General features: G+C 66.0%; 14 protein-coding genes and 1 riboswitch. Of the genes, 10 read left to right on the forward strand and 4 right to left on the reverse strand.

Annotation, left to right across the window (positions count from 1 at the left end; all coding sequences use genetic code 11):
- The first annotated feature begins 145 nt into the window (after window positions 1-145).
- Both WH303_RS20425 and WH303_RS20430 read left to right on the forward strand, forming a co-directional pair.
- Window positions 146-1,441 (forward strand): glycosyltransferase family 39 protein, encoded by a 1,296-nt coding sequence (locus WH303_RS20425; RefSeq protein WP_339520781.1) that lies wholly within the window; start codon window positions 146-148, stop codon window positions 1,439-1,441.
- A gap of 50 nt (window positions 1,442-1,491) precedes the next feature.
- Window positions 1,492-2,298 carry an alpha/beta fold hydrolase gene (locus tag WH303_RS20430; protein ID WP_339520783.1) on the forward strand — a complete coding sequence of 269 codons (807 nt, stop codon included), beginning with the start codon at window positions 1,492-1,494 and terminating at the stop codon, window positions 2,296-2,298.
- A 15-nt stretch (window positions 2,299-2,313) separates the two neighbouring features.
- Here WH303_RS20430 and WH303_RS20435 read toward each other — a convergent pair whose 3' ends face one another.
- Window positions 2,314-2,973 (reverse strand): NAD(P)-dependent oxidoreductase, encoded by a 660-nt coding sequence (locus WH303_RS20435; protein ID WP_339520785.1) that lies wholly within the window; start codon window positions 2,971-2,973, stop codon window positions 2,314-2,316.
- 132 nt (window positions 2,974-3,105) lie between these two features.
- Between WH303_RS20435 and WH303_RS20440 the strand changes: the two genes are divergently transcribed.
- The 5 genes from WH303_RS20440 (at window position 3,106) to WH303_RS20460 (ending at window position 8,993) form a co-directional block, all read left to right on the forward strand.
- Window positions 3,106-4,011, forward strand: a complete 906-nt coding sequence (locus WH303_RS20440; RefSeq protein ID WP_339520787.1) for a LysR family transcriptional regulator — start codon at window positions 3,106-3,108, stop codon at window positions 4,009-4,011.
- Window positions 4,012-4,244: 233 nt separating this feature from the next.
- Window positions 4,245-5,129, forward strand: a complete 885-nt coding sequence (locus WH303_RS20445; protein ID WP_339520789.1) for a putative selenate ABC transporter substrate-binding protein — start codon at window positions 4,245-4,247, stop codon at window positions 5,127-5,129.
- A 70-nt stretch (window positions 5,130-5,199) separates the two neighbouring features.
- A complete protein-coding gene (locus tag WH303_RS20450; protein WP_339520791.1) occupies window positions 5,200-6,048 on the forward strand; it encodes a phosphonate ABC transporter ATP-binding protein in 849 nt (282 codons plus the stop codon).
- A complete protein-coding gene (gene phnE / locus WH303_RS20455; RefSeq protein ID WP_445228317.1) occupies window positions 6,039-7,613 on the forward strand; it encodes a phosphonate ABC transporter, permease protein PhnE in 1,575 nt (524 codons plus the stop codon). Before WH303_RS20450 ends, phnE begins: the two co-directional genes overlap by 10 nt.
- A gap of 12 nt (window positions 7,614-7,625) precedes the next feature.
- Entirely contained in the window at window positions 7,626-8,993 is a 1,368-nt protein-coding gene (locus WH303_RS20460) for a PepSY-associated TM helix domain-containing protein (RefSeq protein ID WP_339520795.1), read from the forward strand.
- 72 nt (window positions 8,994-9,065) lie between these two features.
- On the opposite strand, the gene WH303_RS20465 is transcribed toward WH303_RS20460, so the two are convergent.
- Both WH303_RS20465 and WH303_RS20470 read right to left on the reverse strand, forming a co-directional pair.
- A complete protein-coding gene (locus WH303_RS20465; RefSeq protein WP_339520797.1) occupies window positions 9,066-10,280 on the reverse strand; it encodes a sugar transporter in 1,215 nt (404 codons plus the stop codon).
- 115 nt (window positions 10,281-10,395) lie between these two features.
- Window positions 10,396-10,917 (reverse strand): 6,7-dimethyl-8-ribityllumazine synthase, encoded by a 522-nt coding sequence (locus tag WH303_RS20470; protein ID WP_021027777.1) that lies wholly within the window; start codon window positions 10,915-10,917, stop codon window positions 10,396-10,398.
- Between the two features lie 90 nt (window positions 10,918-11,007).
- Window positions 11,008-11,165, reverse strand: a riboswitch (FMN riboswitch).
- Window positions 11,166-11,375: 210 nt separating this feature from the next.
- Between WH303_RS20470 and WH303_RS20475 the strand changes: the two genes are divergently transcribed.
- Window positions 11,376-11,909 (forward strand): methylated-DNA--[protein]-cysteine S-methyltransferase, encoded by a 534-nt coding sequence (locus WH303_RS20475; protein ID WP_339520800.1) that lies wholly within the window; start codon window positions 11,376-11,378, stop codon window positions 11,907-11,909.
- Between the two features lie 64 nt (window positions 11,910-11,973).
- On the opposite strand, the gene WH303_RS20480 is transcribed toward WH303_RS20475, so the two are convergent.
- Entirely contained in the window at window positions 11,974-13,104 is a 1,131-nt protein-coding gene (locus WH303_RS20480; protein WP_339520802.1) for a branched-chain amino acid ABC transporter substrate-binding protein, read from the reverse strand.
- 542 nt (window positions 13,105-13,646) lie between these two features.
- On the opposite strand from WH303_RS20480, the gene WH303_RS20485 reads away from it, so the two are divergent.
- Both WH303_RS20485 and WH303_RS20490 read left to right on the forward strand, forming a co-directional pair.
- Window positions 13,647-14,138, forward strand: a complete 492-nt coding sequence (locus tag WH303_RS20485) for a hypothetical protein (protein WP_339520804.1) — start codon at window positions 13,647-13,649, stop codon at window positions 14,136-14,138.
- A gap of 58 nt (window positions 14,139-14,196) precedes the next feature.
- A complete protein-coding gene (locus tag WH303_RS20490; protein ID WP_021027774.1) occupies window positions 14,197-14,649 on the forward strand; it encodes a hypothetical protein in 453 nt (150 codons plus the stop codon).
- The last annotated feature ends 10 nt before the right edge of the window (window positions 14,650-14,659 follow it).

Below are 14,659 nucleotides of genomic sequence, written 5' to 3' on the forward strand. Positions count from 1 at the left end.
CCCCCCCCCCCCGGGGGGCCCCGGCCCCCACCCCCCCCCGCGGGCCGGGCCCCACCCGGTGCAAGGGGCCCCGCCCCCCCCCCCCCCCCTAAACCCGGGCCTCCATGGGGCGTGGGGGGGGGGGCGGGCCCCCCCCCCCACGGCCGTGGTGCTGCTCAAAAACAGCCTGATTGCGCTGAGCTTTGTCTTTATGCTACTAGCCGCGCGCGAGGTGCTGCCCGCGCGCCAGGCCTGGCTGGCCGCTGCCGGCATGGCCTGGCTGCCCGGCATTGCCTGGCAGTTGCTGCGCGACCAGACCCATACGGTGATGCTGACCTGCGCCATCTGCGCGACCTGGTGGTTGCTGTTGCGCCAACTGCGCCAGCCGCGCCCGCTGGGTTTTGTCTACCTGGGGCTGGCCGTGGCCTGGGGCATGCTCTCCAAATACAGCTACCTGCTGGTCGCCGTCACCATGCTGCTGGCCTGCCTGAGCTTGGGCAGCACGCGCCGTGCGCTGCTTTCGCGCGGCTGGTGGCTCACGCCGCTGATCAGCATCGCGCTGGTGGCCCCGCATGCCTGGTGGGTGCTGGAGCATTGGCAAGCGGCCAGCGGCGCCACGCTGGACAAGCTGCACCCGGCAGAGACCAGCTCCTACCTCAGCGGTCTGGCCCAGGGCCTGCGCGATCTGCTGGCTTTCTTGCTCGTGGCCGTGCTGCCCTGGCTGCTGATGGCGCGTATGACCAGTGGACGCTTTTGGCAACAGCCCGCTGCAACCAGCGGCGCTGAAAATAACAGCACTACACCTGACTGGCTGGTGCCATTGCTGGGCCGCTATATGGCGCTGGTAGCGGGCTCGCTTGCGCTGATGGCGCTGGCCGGCGCAGCCAAGTTCGATGGCCGCTGGATCCAGCCGCTGCTGCTGGTTTTTCCGCTCTACATACTGGCCCGCTGGCCGGCGCTTGCCGCATCGGACAAAAGCCGCCAGCGCTATCTGCTGGCCTGCCTGGGCATGCTGGTGCTGGTGTGGTCGCTGGCCTTGCTGGCGCCGCTGCGCGATGCCAAGCGCGGCAAGGGTGACCGCCTCAACTGGCAGCTGGACCTGATCGCCAGCACTTTGCGCCAGGCCGGCTACCAAGGCCAGGGCATGGTGCTGGCCGAGCACCACACCACCGGCGGCGTGATGCGCATTCTCTTCCCCCAGGCCCAGATTGTGGTCTGCGATGCGGATGAGCCGGGCTTTCATAGGGACTGCGCCTGGCAGGCCGCCGAAAGCGCGCGCCGCCAGCACCTGCCCTGGCTGCAAATCTCCACCGAGGACCCGGCGCCCGATGCCTGGTGGTGGGCCGCCTGGCCGGTCGATGCCATGCTGCAGGTGCAGGAGGCCGAGCTGCCCTACCGCTGGACCGACCCGGCACGTGCGCAGATGCAGATGAACTTTGTGGTGTCCCCGGCGGGCAGATAAACACCGGCCGGCGCCACTAAGATGCGGTCATCTCCCTCGCCGCCGAGACCATGACTGCCATCTCCGACACCGCCGCCATCGCCCAAGAACACTGGATCGGCCTGCCCCAGCAGGGCCGGCTGTATGCCAAAACCTGGACCCCGCGTACCGCACACCAAGCGCCGCTGGTGCTGATGCATGACTCGCTGGGGTCGGTCGCGCTATGGCGCGATTTTCCGGCGCAACTGGCCCAGGCCACGGGCCGGCAGGTGATCGCCTATGACCGCCTGGGCTTTGGCCAGTCCGATGCGCGCACAGGCACGCTGTCACCGCAGTTTGTCGGCGAAGAGGCGGAGATCTATTTTCCGGTAGTACGCGAACATCTGGGCCTGGACCGCTTTGCCTTGCTGGGCCACAGCGTGGGCGGCGGCATGGGCATCGCCATTGCGGCTGGCGCGGGCCAGGCCTGCACGGCGCTGGTCACCATCGCCGCCCAGGCCTTTGTCGAAGACCGCACGCGGGCGGGCATTGTCGAGGCCCGCGCGCTGTTCCAGGACGCTGCGCAGCTGGAGCGCCTGGCCAAGTACCACGGCAGCAAGGCACGCTGGGTGGTAGATGCCTGGACAGAGACCTGGCTCAGCCCCGCGTTTAGCGACTGGAGCGTAGACGCCTGGCTGCCTCGCCTGCAATGCTCCCTGCTCGCCATCCATGGTGAGCTGGATGAATACGGCAGCACCGCGCACCCCGAGCGCATTGCCCGCCAGGCCGGTGCCGGTGGCCAGACCGAGATCATCGCCGGCGCCCACCATGTGCCGCACCGCGAAATGGCCGAGCAGGTGCTCGGCCGGGTGCGTGCTTTTCTGGCGCAGGCCGACTAAGTCTGCGTCTCGTTTTTAATAAGCGACCGTGAAACGGGCCTTGCTGTGCAGATGCTGCTCCAGCGCGTCGACCAGGGCCACCGCCAAATCCGCTGCCGAGATATCGCCAGGGCTGCCATCGGCCTGCCACAGCGGCTCATCCTTGCCGGTGCGGTATTGGCCCGTGCGCCCCTGGCTTTGCGCAGCCGATCCGCCATGGAAACCCACCGGCGGGCTCAGCAGGGTCCAGTCCAAGGCGGTTTCTTTTTGCAGCGCGGTATACATGTCGCGGGCCGCACTGGCGCCGGGCTTGATGGCAGCGGGGAACTCGGGCGAATCCACCAGCTGCTGGCCGTTCACATACAGGCTGCCCGCACCGCCCACCACCAGATAGCGGGCCACACCGGCTGCGCGGGTGCCGGCCTCGATGGCGCGTGAGCCCTTGAGGAAGTCCTCGTAAATATTCGGGTTGGTCCAGCCCGCGTTGTAGGCCGACAGCACCGCGTCGCTGCCCGTCGCGGCCTTTTGCACCACGGCCGCATCCATCACATCGCCCTGCAGCACTTGCAGCTGCGGGCGGGGCGCCAGCTTGGCGGGGTCGCGCACCAGGGCCACCACGTCGTGGCCGCGTTGCAGCAACTCATCAAGCAATGCTGCGCCTACAAAACCGGTCGATCCAATCAGGGTGACTTTCATCCTATTTCCTTTGCATGAACATCGGCGGGCAGCCTTTGCGCCACGCCATGACCCCACTGTAGGGCTGGGGAACTGATTTGATAATCCATCTATTTGAAGCAATTCTTTGAAGCTGTGCTTCATAATCGCCGGATGGATGACCTCAAGCGCATGGCTATTTTTGCCACCGTGGTCGAGCAAGGCTCGATGACGGCGGCCGCGCGCCTGCTGGGCATGAGCGCCTCGGCCGTCAGCCAGCAAGTACGCCACCTGGAAGCCCAGGCGGGCCTGCCGCTGATGCACCGCACGACGCGCAGGCTCAGCCTGTCCGACGCCGGGCAGCGCTTTTATGCGCAGTGCGCAGTGATGCTGCAGGCCGCGCGCCAGGCCCGCGCCGAGCTCGATGCCGAGCGCGACGAACCCGTGGGCGAGCTGCGCATTGCCGCCGTGCTGGGCCTGGCCGCACCGCTGGGCCGGGCGCTGGCTCCGTTGCTGCATGCCCATCCGCAGCTGCGCCTGCAGCTGCTGCTCGACGATTCGCACAGCGACCTGGTCGCAGAGCGGGTGGATATCGCCATTCGCCTGGGCGAGCTGCCCGACTCCCACTGGGTGGCGCGCACGCTGGGCACCCTGCCCTGGTGGATATGCGCCGCCCCTGCGCTGGCGCAAGGCAGGCCTTGGCCGAGCAACCCGCAGGCGCTGCAAGCCTGGCCCTGGATGGCGCGCAATATCGGCACCAACAACAACAGCGCCAGCATGCAGCTGCAGCACCGCCACAGCGGCGAGCGGGTGCTGCTGCACACCACGCCACGCATCATCAGCAACCAGCAGTACGCGCTGCAGCAGCTGTGCAGCGAGGGGCTGGGTCTCGCCCGGCTGTTTTCGCTGGAAGTGGCCGACCAGGTGCGCAGCGGCCAGCTGCTGCGCCTGCTGCCCGACTGGGATTGCGGCAGCCTGCGCATCTCTGCGCTGACCCCTGAGCGCCAGGCGCTGCCCGCGCGGGTGCGGCTGGCGCTGGCCGCGCTGCAGGCCCACTTTGCGCCGCTGGCGCTGTCCTGACCCCCGAGCGCTGCACCAGCGCAGCTTTGACCGGCAATGGCTGGCACCAGGGAGGGCTTGCATGCCGCTGTGGCCAAAAAAGAACGTGAGGAGCAGCGGTGGTTTTGCCAAATAAGCAAGAATCCGCTTTGGTGGTCGGTGTACTGCCTTGGTCCTTATCGCTGCGTGCAACCCGCGCGGCCTATTAAACCGCCGTGTATCCGGACGGCGGTGGCTTAACGAACGGAAGCTCTATGACCCACTCTACCGCTCGCCGCTCGGCGCTGCGTGGCCTGTCGCTGGCCGCGCTGACCCTCTCCAGCCTGGCAAGTTTCAGCGCCCATGCAGACACCCCTGCGGTGCTACGCGTATCGGCCATCCCCGACGAGGCGCCGACAGAGCTGCAGCGCAAGTTCAAGCCGCTGGGCGAGTACCTGTCGCAGGCCACGGGCATGCAGGTGGTGTTCACGCCGGTATCCGACTATGCGGCCGTGGTCGAATCCCTGGCCACCAAGAAGCTGGACCTGGCCTGGCTGGGTGGCTTTACCTATGTGCAGGCAAAGATCCGCACCAATGGCACGGCGATCCCGATCGTGCAGCGCGCCGAAGACGCGGTCTTCACCAGCAAGTTCATCACCGCCGACCCCAGCATCCAGACGCTGGCTGACTTGAAGGGCAAGACCTTTGCGTTTGGCGCGCCCTCGTCCACCTCGGGCAGCCTGATGCCACGCTACTTTCTGCTGCAAGACGGCCTGAACCCGGAAAAGGATTTCAAGACCGTGGCCTACTCGGGCGCGCATGATGCCACCGTGGCCTTTGTGGCGGCCGGCAAGGCAGAAGCTGGTGTGCTCAATACATCGGTATGGGACAAGCTGGTCGAGACCAAGAAGGTCGACACCAGCAAGGTGCGCGTGTTTGCTACCACTCCCACCTACTTTGACTACAACTGGACCGTGCGCGGCGACCTGGACCCGGCCATTACCAAGAAGCTGACCGATGCCTTCCTGGCGCTGGACCCGGCCAAGCCCGAGCACAAGGCGATCATGGATCTGCAGCGCGCCTCCAAGTTCATCCCGACCAAGCCCGAGAACTATGCCGGCACCGAGGCGGCCGCCAAGTCCGCCGGTCTGCTCAAGTAAGTGACCGCCTGGCATGGGCGCTGGTGCAGTGCCCATGCCGCCTCTGCGGCGTTTTTCCAGCATTTGATCCATGAGCTTTGTGCTTGACGATGTGGGCCTGACCCACACCAACGGTTTTGTCGCGCTCTCGGGCATCGGCCTGTCTGCCGCGCAGGGCGAGAGCATTGCGCTGATCGGCCCTTCCGGCGCGGGCAAGACCTCGCTCTTGACGGTGATCGGCACGGCCCACCTGCCCAGCAGCGGCCGCATGCAGGTGCTGGGCCAGGCCTTGCCCAGCGCGCCTGCCAGCCCCACGGCGCGCCAGCTCAAGGCGCTGCGCAGCCTCATTGGCACCGTGCACCAATGCGCGCCAATTGCGCTGCGCCAGCGCGTGGTCACCGCCGTGCTCGCCGGCCGCCTGGGCCAGTGGCCGCTGTGGAAGGCGCTGGCATCGCTGGCCTACCCGCAAGATATTGCAGGCGCCCGCGAAGCGCTGGCCCGTGTGCAGCTGGAGGACAAGCTCTTTGCGCGCTGCGACCAGCTCTCGGGCGGCCAACTGCAGCGCGTGGGCATTGCCCGGGTGCTCTACCAGCAGGCCCGGCTGATTCTGGCCGATGAGCCGGTCTCGGCGCTCGACCCTGCGCTGTCGCTGGCCACCGTGCAGCTGCTGGTGCAAGAAGCCGCCGCGCGCCAGGCCACCTTGGTGGCCAGCCTGCATGCGGTGGACCTGGCGCTGGGCTGCTTTGCACGCATAGTCGGCATCCGCGATGGCCGGATTGCCTTTGACCTGCCCGCCGCGCAGGTGAGCCAGGCGCAGCTCCAGGCTTTGTACGCCCATGCCGATGGCAGTGCTGCTGCCTTACCTACGCTGGGCAGCATGGGAAGCGCCGCGCCGCAGCTGGTGCCCGCCCCGGCAGCTGAAGTGATCACATGCCGCTGATGCCCGCTGCTGCCACCCACACGCACCGCCGCGATCCGGCAGCGCGTGGGCGCTTTATCGCGCTGCTGCTGGTGTTGCTGGTGCTGTGGCCGATGCTGCAGACCTCGGGCTTCTCGTTGGCGCCATTTTTTGACAGCAACAACCTCAAAGTGGTTGGTGGTTTTCTGGCCCAGTTTCTGCCGCCCGAGAGCAGCCCGGAGTTTCTGGCCTACCTGGGCCAGGCCAGCCTGGAGACCTTGGCGATTGCCACCGCCGGCATGGCGCTGGCGCTGGTTTTGGCGCTGCCGCTGTCGTACCTGGCGAGCGGCGCTGCAAGAGAGAAAGTCAGCCTCAACCCCATCACCCGGGGTGTATTGACCATTTTGCGCGGCGTGCCCGAGCTGGTCTGGGCGCTGGTGTTTGTGCGGGTGTTTGGCCTGGGCCCCGCCGCTGGCGTGCTGGCCCTGGGCCTGACCTATGGCGGCATGCTGGCCAAGGTTTATGCCGAAATTCTGGAATCCACCGACCCGGCCCCGGCCCGTGCGCTGCGCGTGAGCGGCGCAGGCCGCTTGCAGGCGCTGCTTTATGGCGCGCTGCCGCAAGCGGCGCGCGAGCTCACCTCGTACACCGTCTACCGCTGGGAATGCGCAATCCGCGCGTCGGTGGTCATGGGCTTTGTCGGCGCCGGCGGCCTGGGCCAGCTGATGGACCAGGCGATGAAGATGCTCAACGGCGGCGAAGTCGCCAGCATCTTGCTGGCCTTTATGCTGCTGGTGGCGCTGGCCGATCTGCTGTCCTGGTGGCTGCGCCGCGCGCTCGATACGCCGCCAGCAGCCCGCGCGCTGCCCTTTGGCTGGCGCAGTGCGGCGCTGCTGCTGCTCGGCGCTGCTGGTCTGTGGGCGAGCTTCGGCTTGCTTAACATCGACTGGTCCGCGCTCTTCAGCCGCGATGCTGTGCAGTCGATGGGCAGCTTTGTGGCCGGCTTTTTCTCGCCCGACCTGAGCGCCGCCTGGCTGCGCAAGGTGGCCCAGGGCGTGTGGGAGACCTTGGCGATCTCCGTCATCGGCAGCCTGCTGGCGGCGATGGCCGGGCTGCTGCTGGCCTTGCCGCGCTGGCGCGCGCCCTGGAACGCGCTGCTCAACCTGCTGCGCTCGGTGCCCGAGCTGGTCTGGGCGACAATCACCGTGCTGGCCGTGGGCCTGGGCCCGTTTGCTGGCGCCCTGGCGCTGGCCTTGCACACGGCCGGGGTGCTGGGCCGGCTCTATGCCGAGGCCTTGCAGAACACACCTGCAGCCCCCGCCCGGGCGCTGCGCCTGGCCGGCAGCAGCCGCCTGCTGGCCTTTTGCTATGGCACGCTGCCAGCGGCCGCGCCGCAGCTGCTGGCCTACACCCTGTACCGCTGGGAAATGAACATCCGCATGGCGGCCATCCTTGGCTTTGTCGGCGCTGGCGGCCTGGGCCAGCTGCTGTACTTCGAACTCTCGCTGTTCCACTACGCGCAGGCCAGCACTGTCATCATCGCCATGCTGCTTTTGAGCATGGCGGTGGACTGGAGCAGTGCTGCGCTGCGCCGCGCAATGCGCTAACCACGATCCTGGATGTCTCCCTCCTCCCGCAAAACCTGGCAGCTGCTGATCCGCAGACTGCATCTGTATATCGGCCTGCTGGTCGCGCCCTTCATCGTGGTCGCTGCTGCTACCGGCTTGCTGTATGCGCTGACGCCCCAGCTGGAAAACCAGCTCTACCGCAGCGCACTGCAGGCCGCGCCGGCACCTGGCGCCCAGGCGCAGCCGCTGTCGGCCCAGGTGCAAGCGGCTTTGCAGGCCTTGCCCACTCCGGCAGCCGTGGTTGCTGTGCGCCCAGCGCCCGATGCGCGTAGCAGCACCCGCGTGATGGTGGCCGATGCGGAGCTGGGCCCCTCCGAGTACCGCAGCCTCTTTGTCAATCCCTATACCCTGGCGCTGCAAGGCGACCTGACGGTCTATGGCACCAGCGGCGTGCTGCCGCTGCGCAAGCAGCTCGATTTGTTGCACCGCCAGTTGCTGATGGGCGAATGGGGCCGCACCTACAGCGAGCTGGCGGCATCCTGGCTGTGGGTGGCTGCGCTGGGCGGTGTAGCACTGTGGTGGCTTTCGCGCCCGCAGCGCGCTGGCGCCAGGGCCTCGCTGCCGCTGCTGCGGCGTTGGCACCATGGGCTGGGCCTGGGGCTGCTGGTCGGTCTGCTGTTTCTGTCGGCGACGGGCCTGACCTGGTCACGCTGGGCTGGTGGCCATTTTGGCCAGGCACTGCAGCAAATGGGCTGGCAAACGCCGCGCCTGAACACCAGCCTGGGCACGGACGCCAGCAGTGCCCATGCCCACCATCCGCCGGCCGACCCGCATGCAGACCATGCAGCGCACCAGGCCGCCCCGATGGCGCCTGCCGATAGGCTGCCTATGCCCGAAGACTTTGACACCGCCTTGGCACTCGCCCGCCAGCATGGCCTGGCATCGGCCAAGCTGGAGATCCGGCCGCCGGCAGCCGCCAACAAGGCCTGGACGGTGACCGAGATCAACCGATCCTGGCCCACCGAAGTCGATGCGCTGGCCATTGACCTGACCGCCGGCAAGGTGCTGCACCACAACCGCTTTAGCGACTACCCGTTGGCCTCCAAGCTGACGCGCTGGGGCATTGACCTGCACATGGGCAGCTGGGGTGTGCTGAACCAGGCGGTGCTGGTGCTGCTGGGCGCCGGCATTGTCGCAATGGCAGTGACCGGCTGGCTGCAATGGCGCAAGCGTCCGGGCCGCAGCCGCGAGTGGCTGCATGGCCAGCTGACCTTGGTCCACCAATGGCGCCAGTTGCCGCGTACGGCAGCGCTGGCCCTGTTGCTGGCTGCCGCCACCTTGGGTTGGCTGCTGCCGGTGCTGGGCTGCAGCCTGTTGGCACTGCTGGCGCTGGATGCCTGGATCTACCTGCGCCGATAGGCAAAAAAATGCCCGGCACAGAGGCGGTGCCGGGCAGGTGAAGGCGCTGACTTGCTGGCGCTAGCTTGCCGCTCAGTGCGGCACAATGCGCGCCTCGGCGCCTGCGGGGGCAAAGCTGCTGCGCCACTTCCAGCCCGCATAGGCACACCACAGCACGCCCAGCACGGCAATGCTGCCGCCCACGGGGCCCAGGTAGTGCAGACCGGCATGCATACCCACCTGGCTGCCCAGCAAGGCGCCCGCGCCAATGCCGATATTGAAGATGCCCGAGAACAGCGACATGCCGACATCGGTGGCATCCGAGGCCAGGCGCAGCACCTTGGCCTGCAGCGGTAGCACCATGCACAGCATGACGACACCCCACACGGCGCAGACCAGGTAGAGCACAGGCGGCCAGCGCGTGCTGGGCAGCAAGAGCCACAGGCAGGCCGTCAGCACGGCCATCGCAGAGAGCAAAAAGCCGCGCGGCCAGCGCATGCCAAAGCTGCTGAACAAGATGCTGCCGACAATGCCCATGCCGCCGTACAGTAGCAGCACCCAGGTGGTGACCTGGTTGTTGAGTCCCGCCTCGCGTTGGATCAGTGGCTCGATATAGCTATAGACGGTGAACTGGGCCGTCACCATCAGGATCAGCAAGGCATAGGTGGCCGACAGCGCCGGGCGCTTGAACAGCACCGGAATGCTGCGCAGCGAACCGGCATTCTCGCTGGGCAGCAGGGGCAGCATGCGCCACAAGACCAGCATGACGGCCAGCGCCAGCACGCCGATGATGCCGAAGGTCGTGCGCCAGCCCAGCGCCTCGCCCACCATGCGGCCCAAAGGCACGCCCAGCACCATCGCCAAGGTGGTGCCGGTGGCCAGCAGGCCCAGTGCCTGCGGGCGCTTGTCCTGCGGCGCAATGCGCACCGCCAAGGATGCGGTGATCGACCAGAACACCGCATGCGCCAGCGCAATGCCCATGCGGCTGATCAGCAAGGTGGCGTAGTTCCAGGCGATGGCCGACAGGCCATGGCTCAGGATGAAGAGCGCAAACACCCCCATCAGCAGCTTGCGCCGCTCGATGTTCTTGGTCATCAGCATGCAGGGCAGCGAGGTGAGCGCAACGATCCAGGCATAGATGGTCAGCATCAGGCCCACCTGCTCGGTGCCCATGCCAAAGCTGCCACCAATGTCGCTGAGCAGGCCCACTGGCACAAACTCGGTGGTGTTGAAAACAAAGGCGCCCATGGCCAGGGCGATCACGCCGAGCCAGGCCTGGCGGCGGGTCAAAGGTGCGGAATCGGTCATTGCAATAAAAAAAGCCGCAACTCCAAAACGGAGAGCGGCCCGCCAGTGTGCCAAAAAACAGTTACCTGCCCATGATGGCCAGGGAAAACCCTTTAGTTCACGCTGTTGGAGGCGGTCAGGCCGCCAAGGTTTGCGGTTGCAGCTGCTGCAATTGCTGCTCTTCGAGCTTGCGGTGCAGCTGCACGGTGGTGGCGCAGGCGCGGGCCAGCTCGGCGCCCTTCTTCACGAAATGCTGGTGGAAGAACTCATGGTGCTCTTGCGAGTCATGGAAGTCGCGCGGCGTCAGCACGGCCGAGAACACCGGCACGCCGGTGTCCAGCTGCACCCGCATCAGGCCATCGATCACGGCCGTGGTCACAAACTCATGGCGGTAGATGCCGCCGTTGACCACCAGACCGCAGGCCATCAGACCAGCGTACTGGCCGCTTTGGGCCAGGCGCTTGAGCAGCAGCGGGATCTCGAAGGCGCCGGGCACATCGTAGAGGTCGATCTGGTCGGCGCGCCAGCCTTGCTGGGCCAGCTCGGCGAGGGCGGCATCGCGCGCCTGGTGCACGATGTCCGAATGCCATTGCGCGCTGACAATCGCCAGGCGTGCGGCCTTGTTGATGGAGTAAGAAATACTGGAATGCTGATTCATGGTTTTGCTGTCCTTCAATGACCTGAATCAGGGCGCGCGCAAGCCCATGGCAGCACTGCGCGCACCGGCGCAGGGCAGCTAAAAGCTTTGCGCGATTCTCTTTCATCCGGACTGTGACCGTCGGCTCTGGCATCGCACCAGATCTGCTGACCTTGCGCGGCCGTGGGCCTTGCAAGCGCTCGCGGGCTCCTGGCTCCTCAAAGCCAGATACCGCCGGTGGGGAATTGCACCCCGCCCTGAGAATAACGCTGAGCCGCTGCCGGCAAGGCCCTGAAGGGACCCAGCCTGCTGCAGCTCGCCGGCCGATTGTAGAGGGGCTGGGATACAAACACCGTCACCCAGGTTTTTGATGCGCAGGTAACTTGTTATGCGTCTAGTTTTACCGCTTTAGCCTGCCCGCCTTCACTAAGGCGCCAGCGCTCTACACTGCGATATCAACGCACCCCAGTCCATCCACCATGGCCCCGCTGAACTTCGTGCTCTCCCACATCCCCAGCCCGCAAGGCCCCATCCTGCTGCTCTGCGACGAGCAGCAGCGCCTGCGGGCGCTGGACTGGCAGGGCTATGAGGCGCGCATGGCCCTGCTGATGCACCGCCAGTACCCGCGCAACGATGTGAAGATGCACAGCAGCGCGGTCCGGCCAGCGCCGGTGGCAGATGCCCTGGCCGCGTATTTTGATGGCGAGCTGCAGGCGCCAGATAGCCTGGAACTGGCCCTGGGCGGCACCGATTTTCAGCGCCAGGTCTGGACGGCATTGCGCGCCATCCCCGCGGGCAGCACGCGCAGCTATGCCAGCCTGGCCGCGCAGATCGGGCGGCCGGCCGCAGTGCGGGCACTGGGCATGGCCAATGGTGCCAACCCCATCAGCATCGTGCTGCCCTGCCACCGGGTCATCGGCAGCGATGCCTCGCTCACCGGCTACGCAGGCGGCCTGGCGCGCAAGCAGTGGCTGCTGGCGCATGAAGCGAGGCACAGCAAAAAGCCCGCCTAGGCGGGCTTGGGGGCTTGGGGGCTAGGGATTGGCACCCTTGCAGGTGCCCAGCACCAGCGGCAGCTTACTCGCCGATAGGCGTCTTCTTGCCGTCGATGTAGTGGCTCAGCGTGTACAGAGGCACCTTCAGCTCGCCGTTTTCCTGGAAGGCAATCTTCGCGGTCACGCCGCTGTACTCGGACTTGCGCAACTCGGGCAGGTACTTCTTGGGATCGGTGGAATCGGCACGCTTCATCGCGTCGACGATCAGCATGGTCGCGTCATAGAAGTAAGGGCTGTAGACCTGGAACACGCCAGGGTTCTTGGCGTCGTAGCGCTTCTTCCATTCGGTGCCGCCAGGCATCTTGGCCAGCGATGCACCGCCGTCGGCGCAGACCACATTGCCCAAGGTCTTGGTGCCGGTGGCCAGCTTGGCCAGCTCGGCCGTGCAGATGCCATCGCCGCCGAAGAACTTCACATTGGTCATGCCCAGCTGCACCATCTGGCGCAGCATGGGGCCGGCTTGCGCATCCATGCCGCCGTAGAAGATCGCATCGGGCTTCTTGGCCTTGATAGAGGTCAGGATGGCCATGAAGTCGGTGGCCTTGTCATTGGTGAACTCGGAGGCCACGATGTTCACGCCCTTGGCGCCCGCGTCCTTCTTGAACACATTGGCCAGGCCCTGGCCGTAGGCGGTGCGGTCGTCGATCACGGCCACGTTCTTGAGCTTCAGCGTATCGGCCGCATAGCCCGCCAGCGCAGCGCCCAGCGCGTTGTCGTTGGCGATGATGCGGAAGACGCCGGGGTAGCCAGGGCGGGTCAGCTCAGGGTTGGTGGCCGCGCCGGTGATGAAGGGCACACCGCAGTCGTTGAAGATCTTGGACGAGGGAATGGCCACGCCCGAGTTCAGGATACCGGCGACTGCAGCCACCTTGTCATCGCAGAGCTTTTGCGCAGCGGCCGTGCCTTGCTTGGGGTCCGCCGCATCGTCTTCAGCCACCACTTCGAACTTAATCTTCTTGCCACCGATGGTCACACCCTGGGTGTTGAGGTCTTCCACCGCAAAGCGCACGCCCGTGACGTTGTCCTTGCCATAGTGCGCCTGAGGACCGGACAGCGGGCTCATCGTACCGATCTTCACCACCTCTTGCGCGCTTGCAGCCACGGCCATACCGGCCACCACCATGGCCACTGCAGCCTTGATACTTTTATCCATTGCGTCGTACTCCATCAAAAGCGTCTGTTAAGCGCCACCGGTACCGGCATGTGCCGCCCCGCCCACTTGTAATGGGGGAAGCACATCCGGTACATCATCGAACTCGATAGCGTGAGTGAGATTTTTTATCTAGCTCGGCCTACGACGGTATTAGGACAAGTCCTGTAAAAATAGCGACACAGTGGGTTTGAAATCGCATATAAGCGCCAGCATGCAACGCATTCCTGCAATTGCTGCATTGCATCAAATGAAGCGCCGATACCCGCCATGGACCGAATTTTTCGGTACCGACACCGATAAAGAGAGGCCTGGCCTGCCACCGACTGTCTTTTGCATGCCACGCCACCGGCTCTGTAAAGATTGGAAAAACAAAGCATGACTGTGATGCCGCCGTCAACCCCCAAGGCCGCAAAAACGTCTTTACATACATGGGCCCATGTCTGCGGTTTTGAGGGTGTAACGGTTAGCATTGGGAATCGCGATTGCTGGACCTGTGGCGCCAAAGCCCGTCCAAGCCACCACACAACCAGAAAGGCTCGAATATGAACCATCGTCACTTGCTCAGCATTGCTGCCATCGCGCTCGGCGCACTGGCCACCACGGGCTGCGTTGCCACCGGCAGCGACGGCTACTACAGCGATGCAGGCTATGGCAGCTATGGCGGCAGTTACGGCTATGGTTACCAGCAGCCCTCGCAAACCATTTATGTGCAGGACCGCTACAACGACGACCGCTACTACCGCGACCGTGAACGTGACCGCGACCGTGCGGCCCGCGAACGTGAAGCGCGTGAACGCGAGCGCGACCGGGACCGTGACCGCCAGGCCCGTGAGCGCGACCGCGACCAGCGGGCCCGTGACGAAGACCGCCGCCGCGCGCTGGAGCGCCAGGCACAAGACCGTGAACGCCAAAACCGCGAGCGCGACCGCAACCGCTTTGGCGAGAGCCGCCACCAGCAGGAATGCGCTGCGGCGGCACGCCAGAATGCAGCGGGCAGCGACAATGTGCTGACCCCCAGCCGCCCCTGCCGCTGATACCGCTGACCGGCCCGTGTGCTGAGCGCAGGGGCCCATCCAACAAGGAGTTTTCACCATGCGTACCATTCGTCTCGGCACGATGGCCATCGCCGCGGCCAGCGCCCTGCTCTTGGGCGGCTGCGTGGTCGCACCCGCAGACGGCGTGTACTACGGCGATGCCTATTCGACCTATTCCACCCCCACCTACGGCTATGGGGGTTACGGCTATGGCTACAACAGCTACCCCTACTACGGCAGCAGCTCTTTGGTGATCCAAAGCTCGCCAACCTATGTGTATGGCGGTGGCCGGCCCTATTACCGCCCGGGTGGCGGCTACTACCGCCCCGGCGGTGGCTATGACCGCCCAGGTCACGGCGGCAGCAGCCGTCCACCACCATCGCGCCCACAGCAGCTCGCACCCGGCACCGGCTCGAACTTTGGCCGGCCCTACAACTCGGGCCCCCGCCCTGCGGCCCCTGCCTCGCGCCCCAATGGCGGCCGCTTTGGCGGACAGTTCCAGCAGCGCTAAAGCCTAGATC

Origin of the sequence: Comamonas sp. MYb69 (assembly GCF_037479315.1) — a bacterium.
Lineage (GTDB): Bacteria > Pseudomonadota > Gammaproteobacteria > Burkholderiales > Burkholderiaceae_C > Comamonas.

Bases quoted from the DNA above. Each gene is read 5' to 3' on its own strand.
- WH303_RS20430 (WP_339520783.1), top strand. From the start codon at position 1,492: ATGACTGCCATCTCCGACACCGCCGCCATCGCCCAAGAACACTGGATC.
- WH303_RS20435 (WP_339520785.1), bottom strand. From the start codon at position 2,973: ATGAAAGTCACCCTGATTGGATCGACCGGTTTTGTAGGCGCAGCATTG.
- WH303_RS20440 (WP_339520787.1), top strand. From the start codon at position 3,106: ATGGATGACCTCAAGCGCATGGCTATTTTTGCCACCGTGGTCGAGCAA.
- WH303_RS20445 (WP_339520789.1), top strand. From the start codon at position 4,245: ATGACCCACTCTACCGCTCGCCGCTCGGCGCTGCGTGGCCTGTCGCTG.
- WH303_RS20450 (WP_339520791.1), top strand. From the start codon at position 5,200: ATGAGCTTTGTGCTTGACGATGTGGGCCTGACCCACACCAACGGTTTT.
- phnE (WP_445228317.1), top strand. From the start codon at position 6,039: ATGCCGCTGATGCCCGCTGCTGCCACCCACACGCACCGCCGCGATCCG.
- WH303_RS20460 (WP_339520795.1), top strand. From the start codon at position 7,626: ATGTCTCCCTCCTCCCGCAAAACCTGGCAGCTGCTGATCCGCAGACTG.
- WH303_RS20465 (WP_339520797.1), bottom strand. From the start codon at position 10,280: ATGACCGATTCCGCACCTTTGACCCGCCGCCAGGCCTGGCTCGGCGTG.
- WH303_RS20470 (WP_021027777.1), bottom strand. From the start codon at position 10,917: ATGAATCAGCATTCCAGTATTTCTTACTCCATCAACAAGGCCGCACGC.
- WH303_RS20475 (WP_339520800.1), top strand. From the start codon at position 11,376: ATGGCCCCGCTGAACTTCGTGCTCTCCCACATCCCCAGCCCGCAAGGC.
- WH303_RS20480 (WP_339520802.1), bottom strand. From the start codon at position 13,104: ATGGATAAAAGTATCAAGGCTGCAGTGGCCATGGTGGTGGCCGGTATG.
- WH303_RS20485 (WP_339520804.1), top strand. From the start codon at position 13,647: ATGAACCATCGTCACTTGCTCAGCATTGCTGCCATCGCGCTCGGCGCA.
- WH303_RS20490 (WP_021027774.1), top strand. From the start codon at position 14,197: ATGCGTACCATTCGTCTCGGCACGATGGCCATCGCCGCGGCCAGCGCC.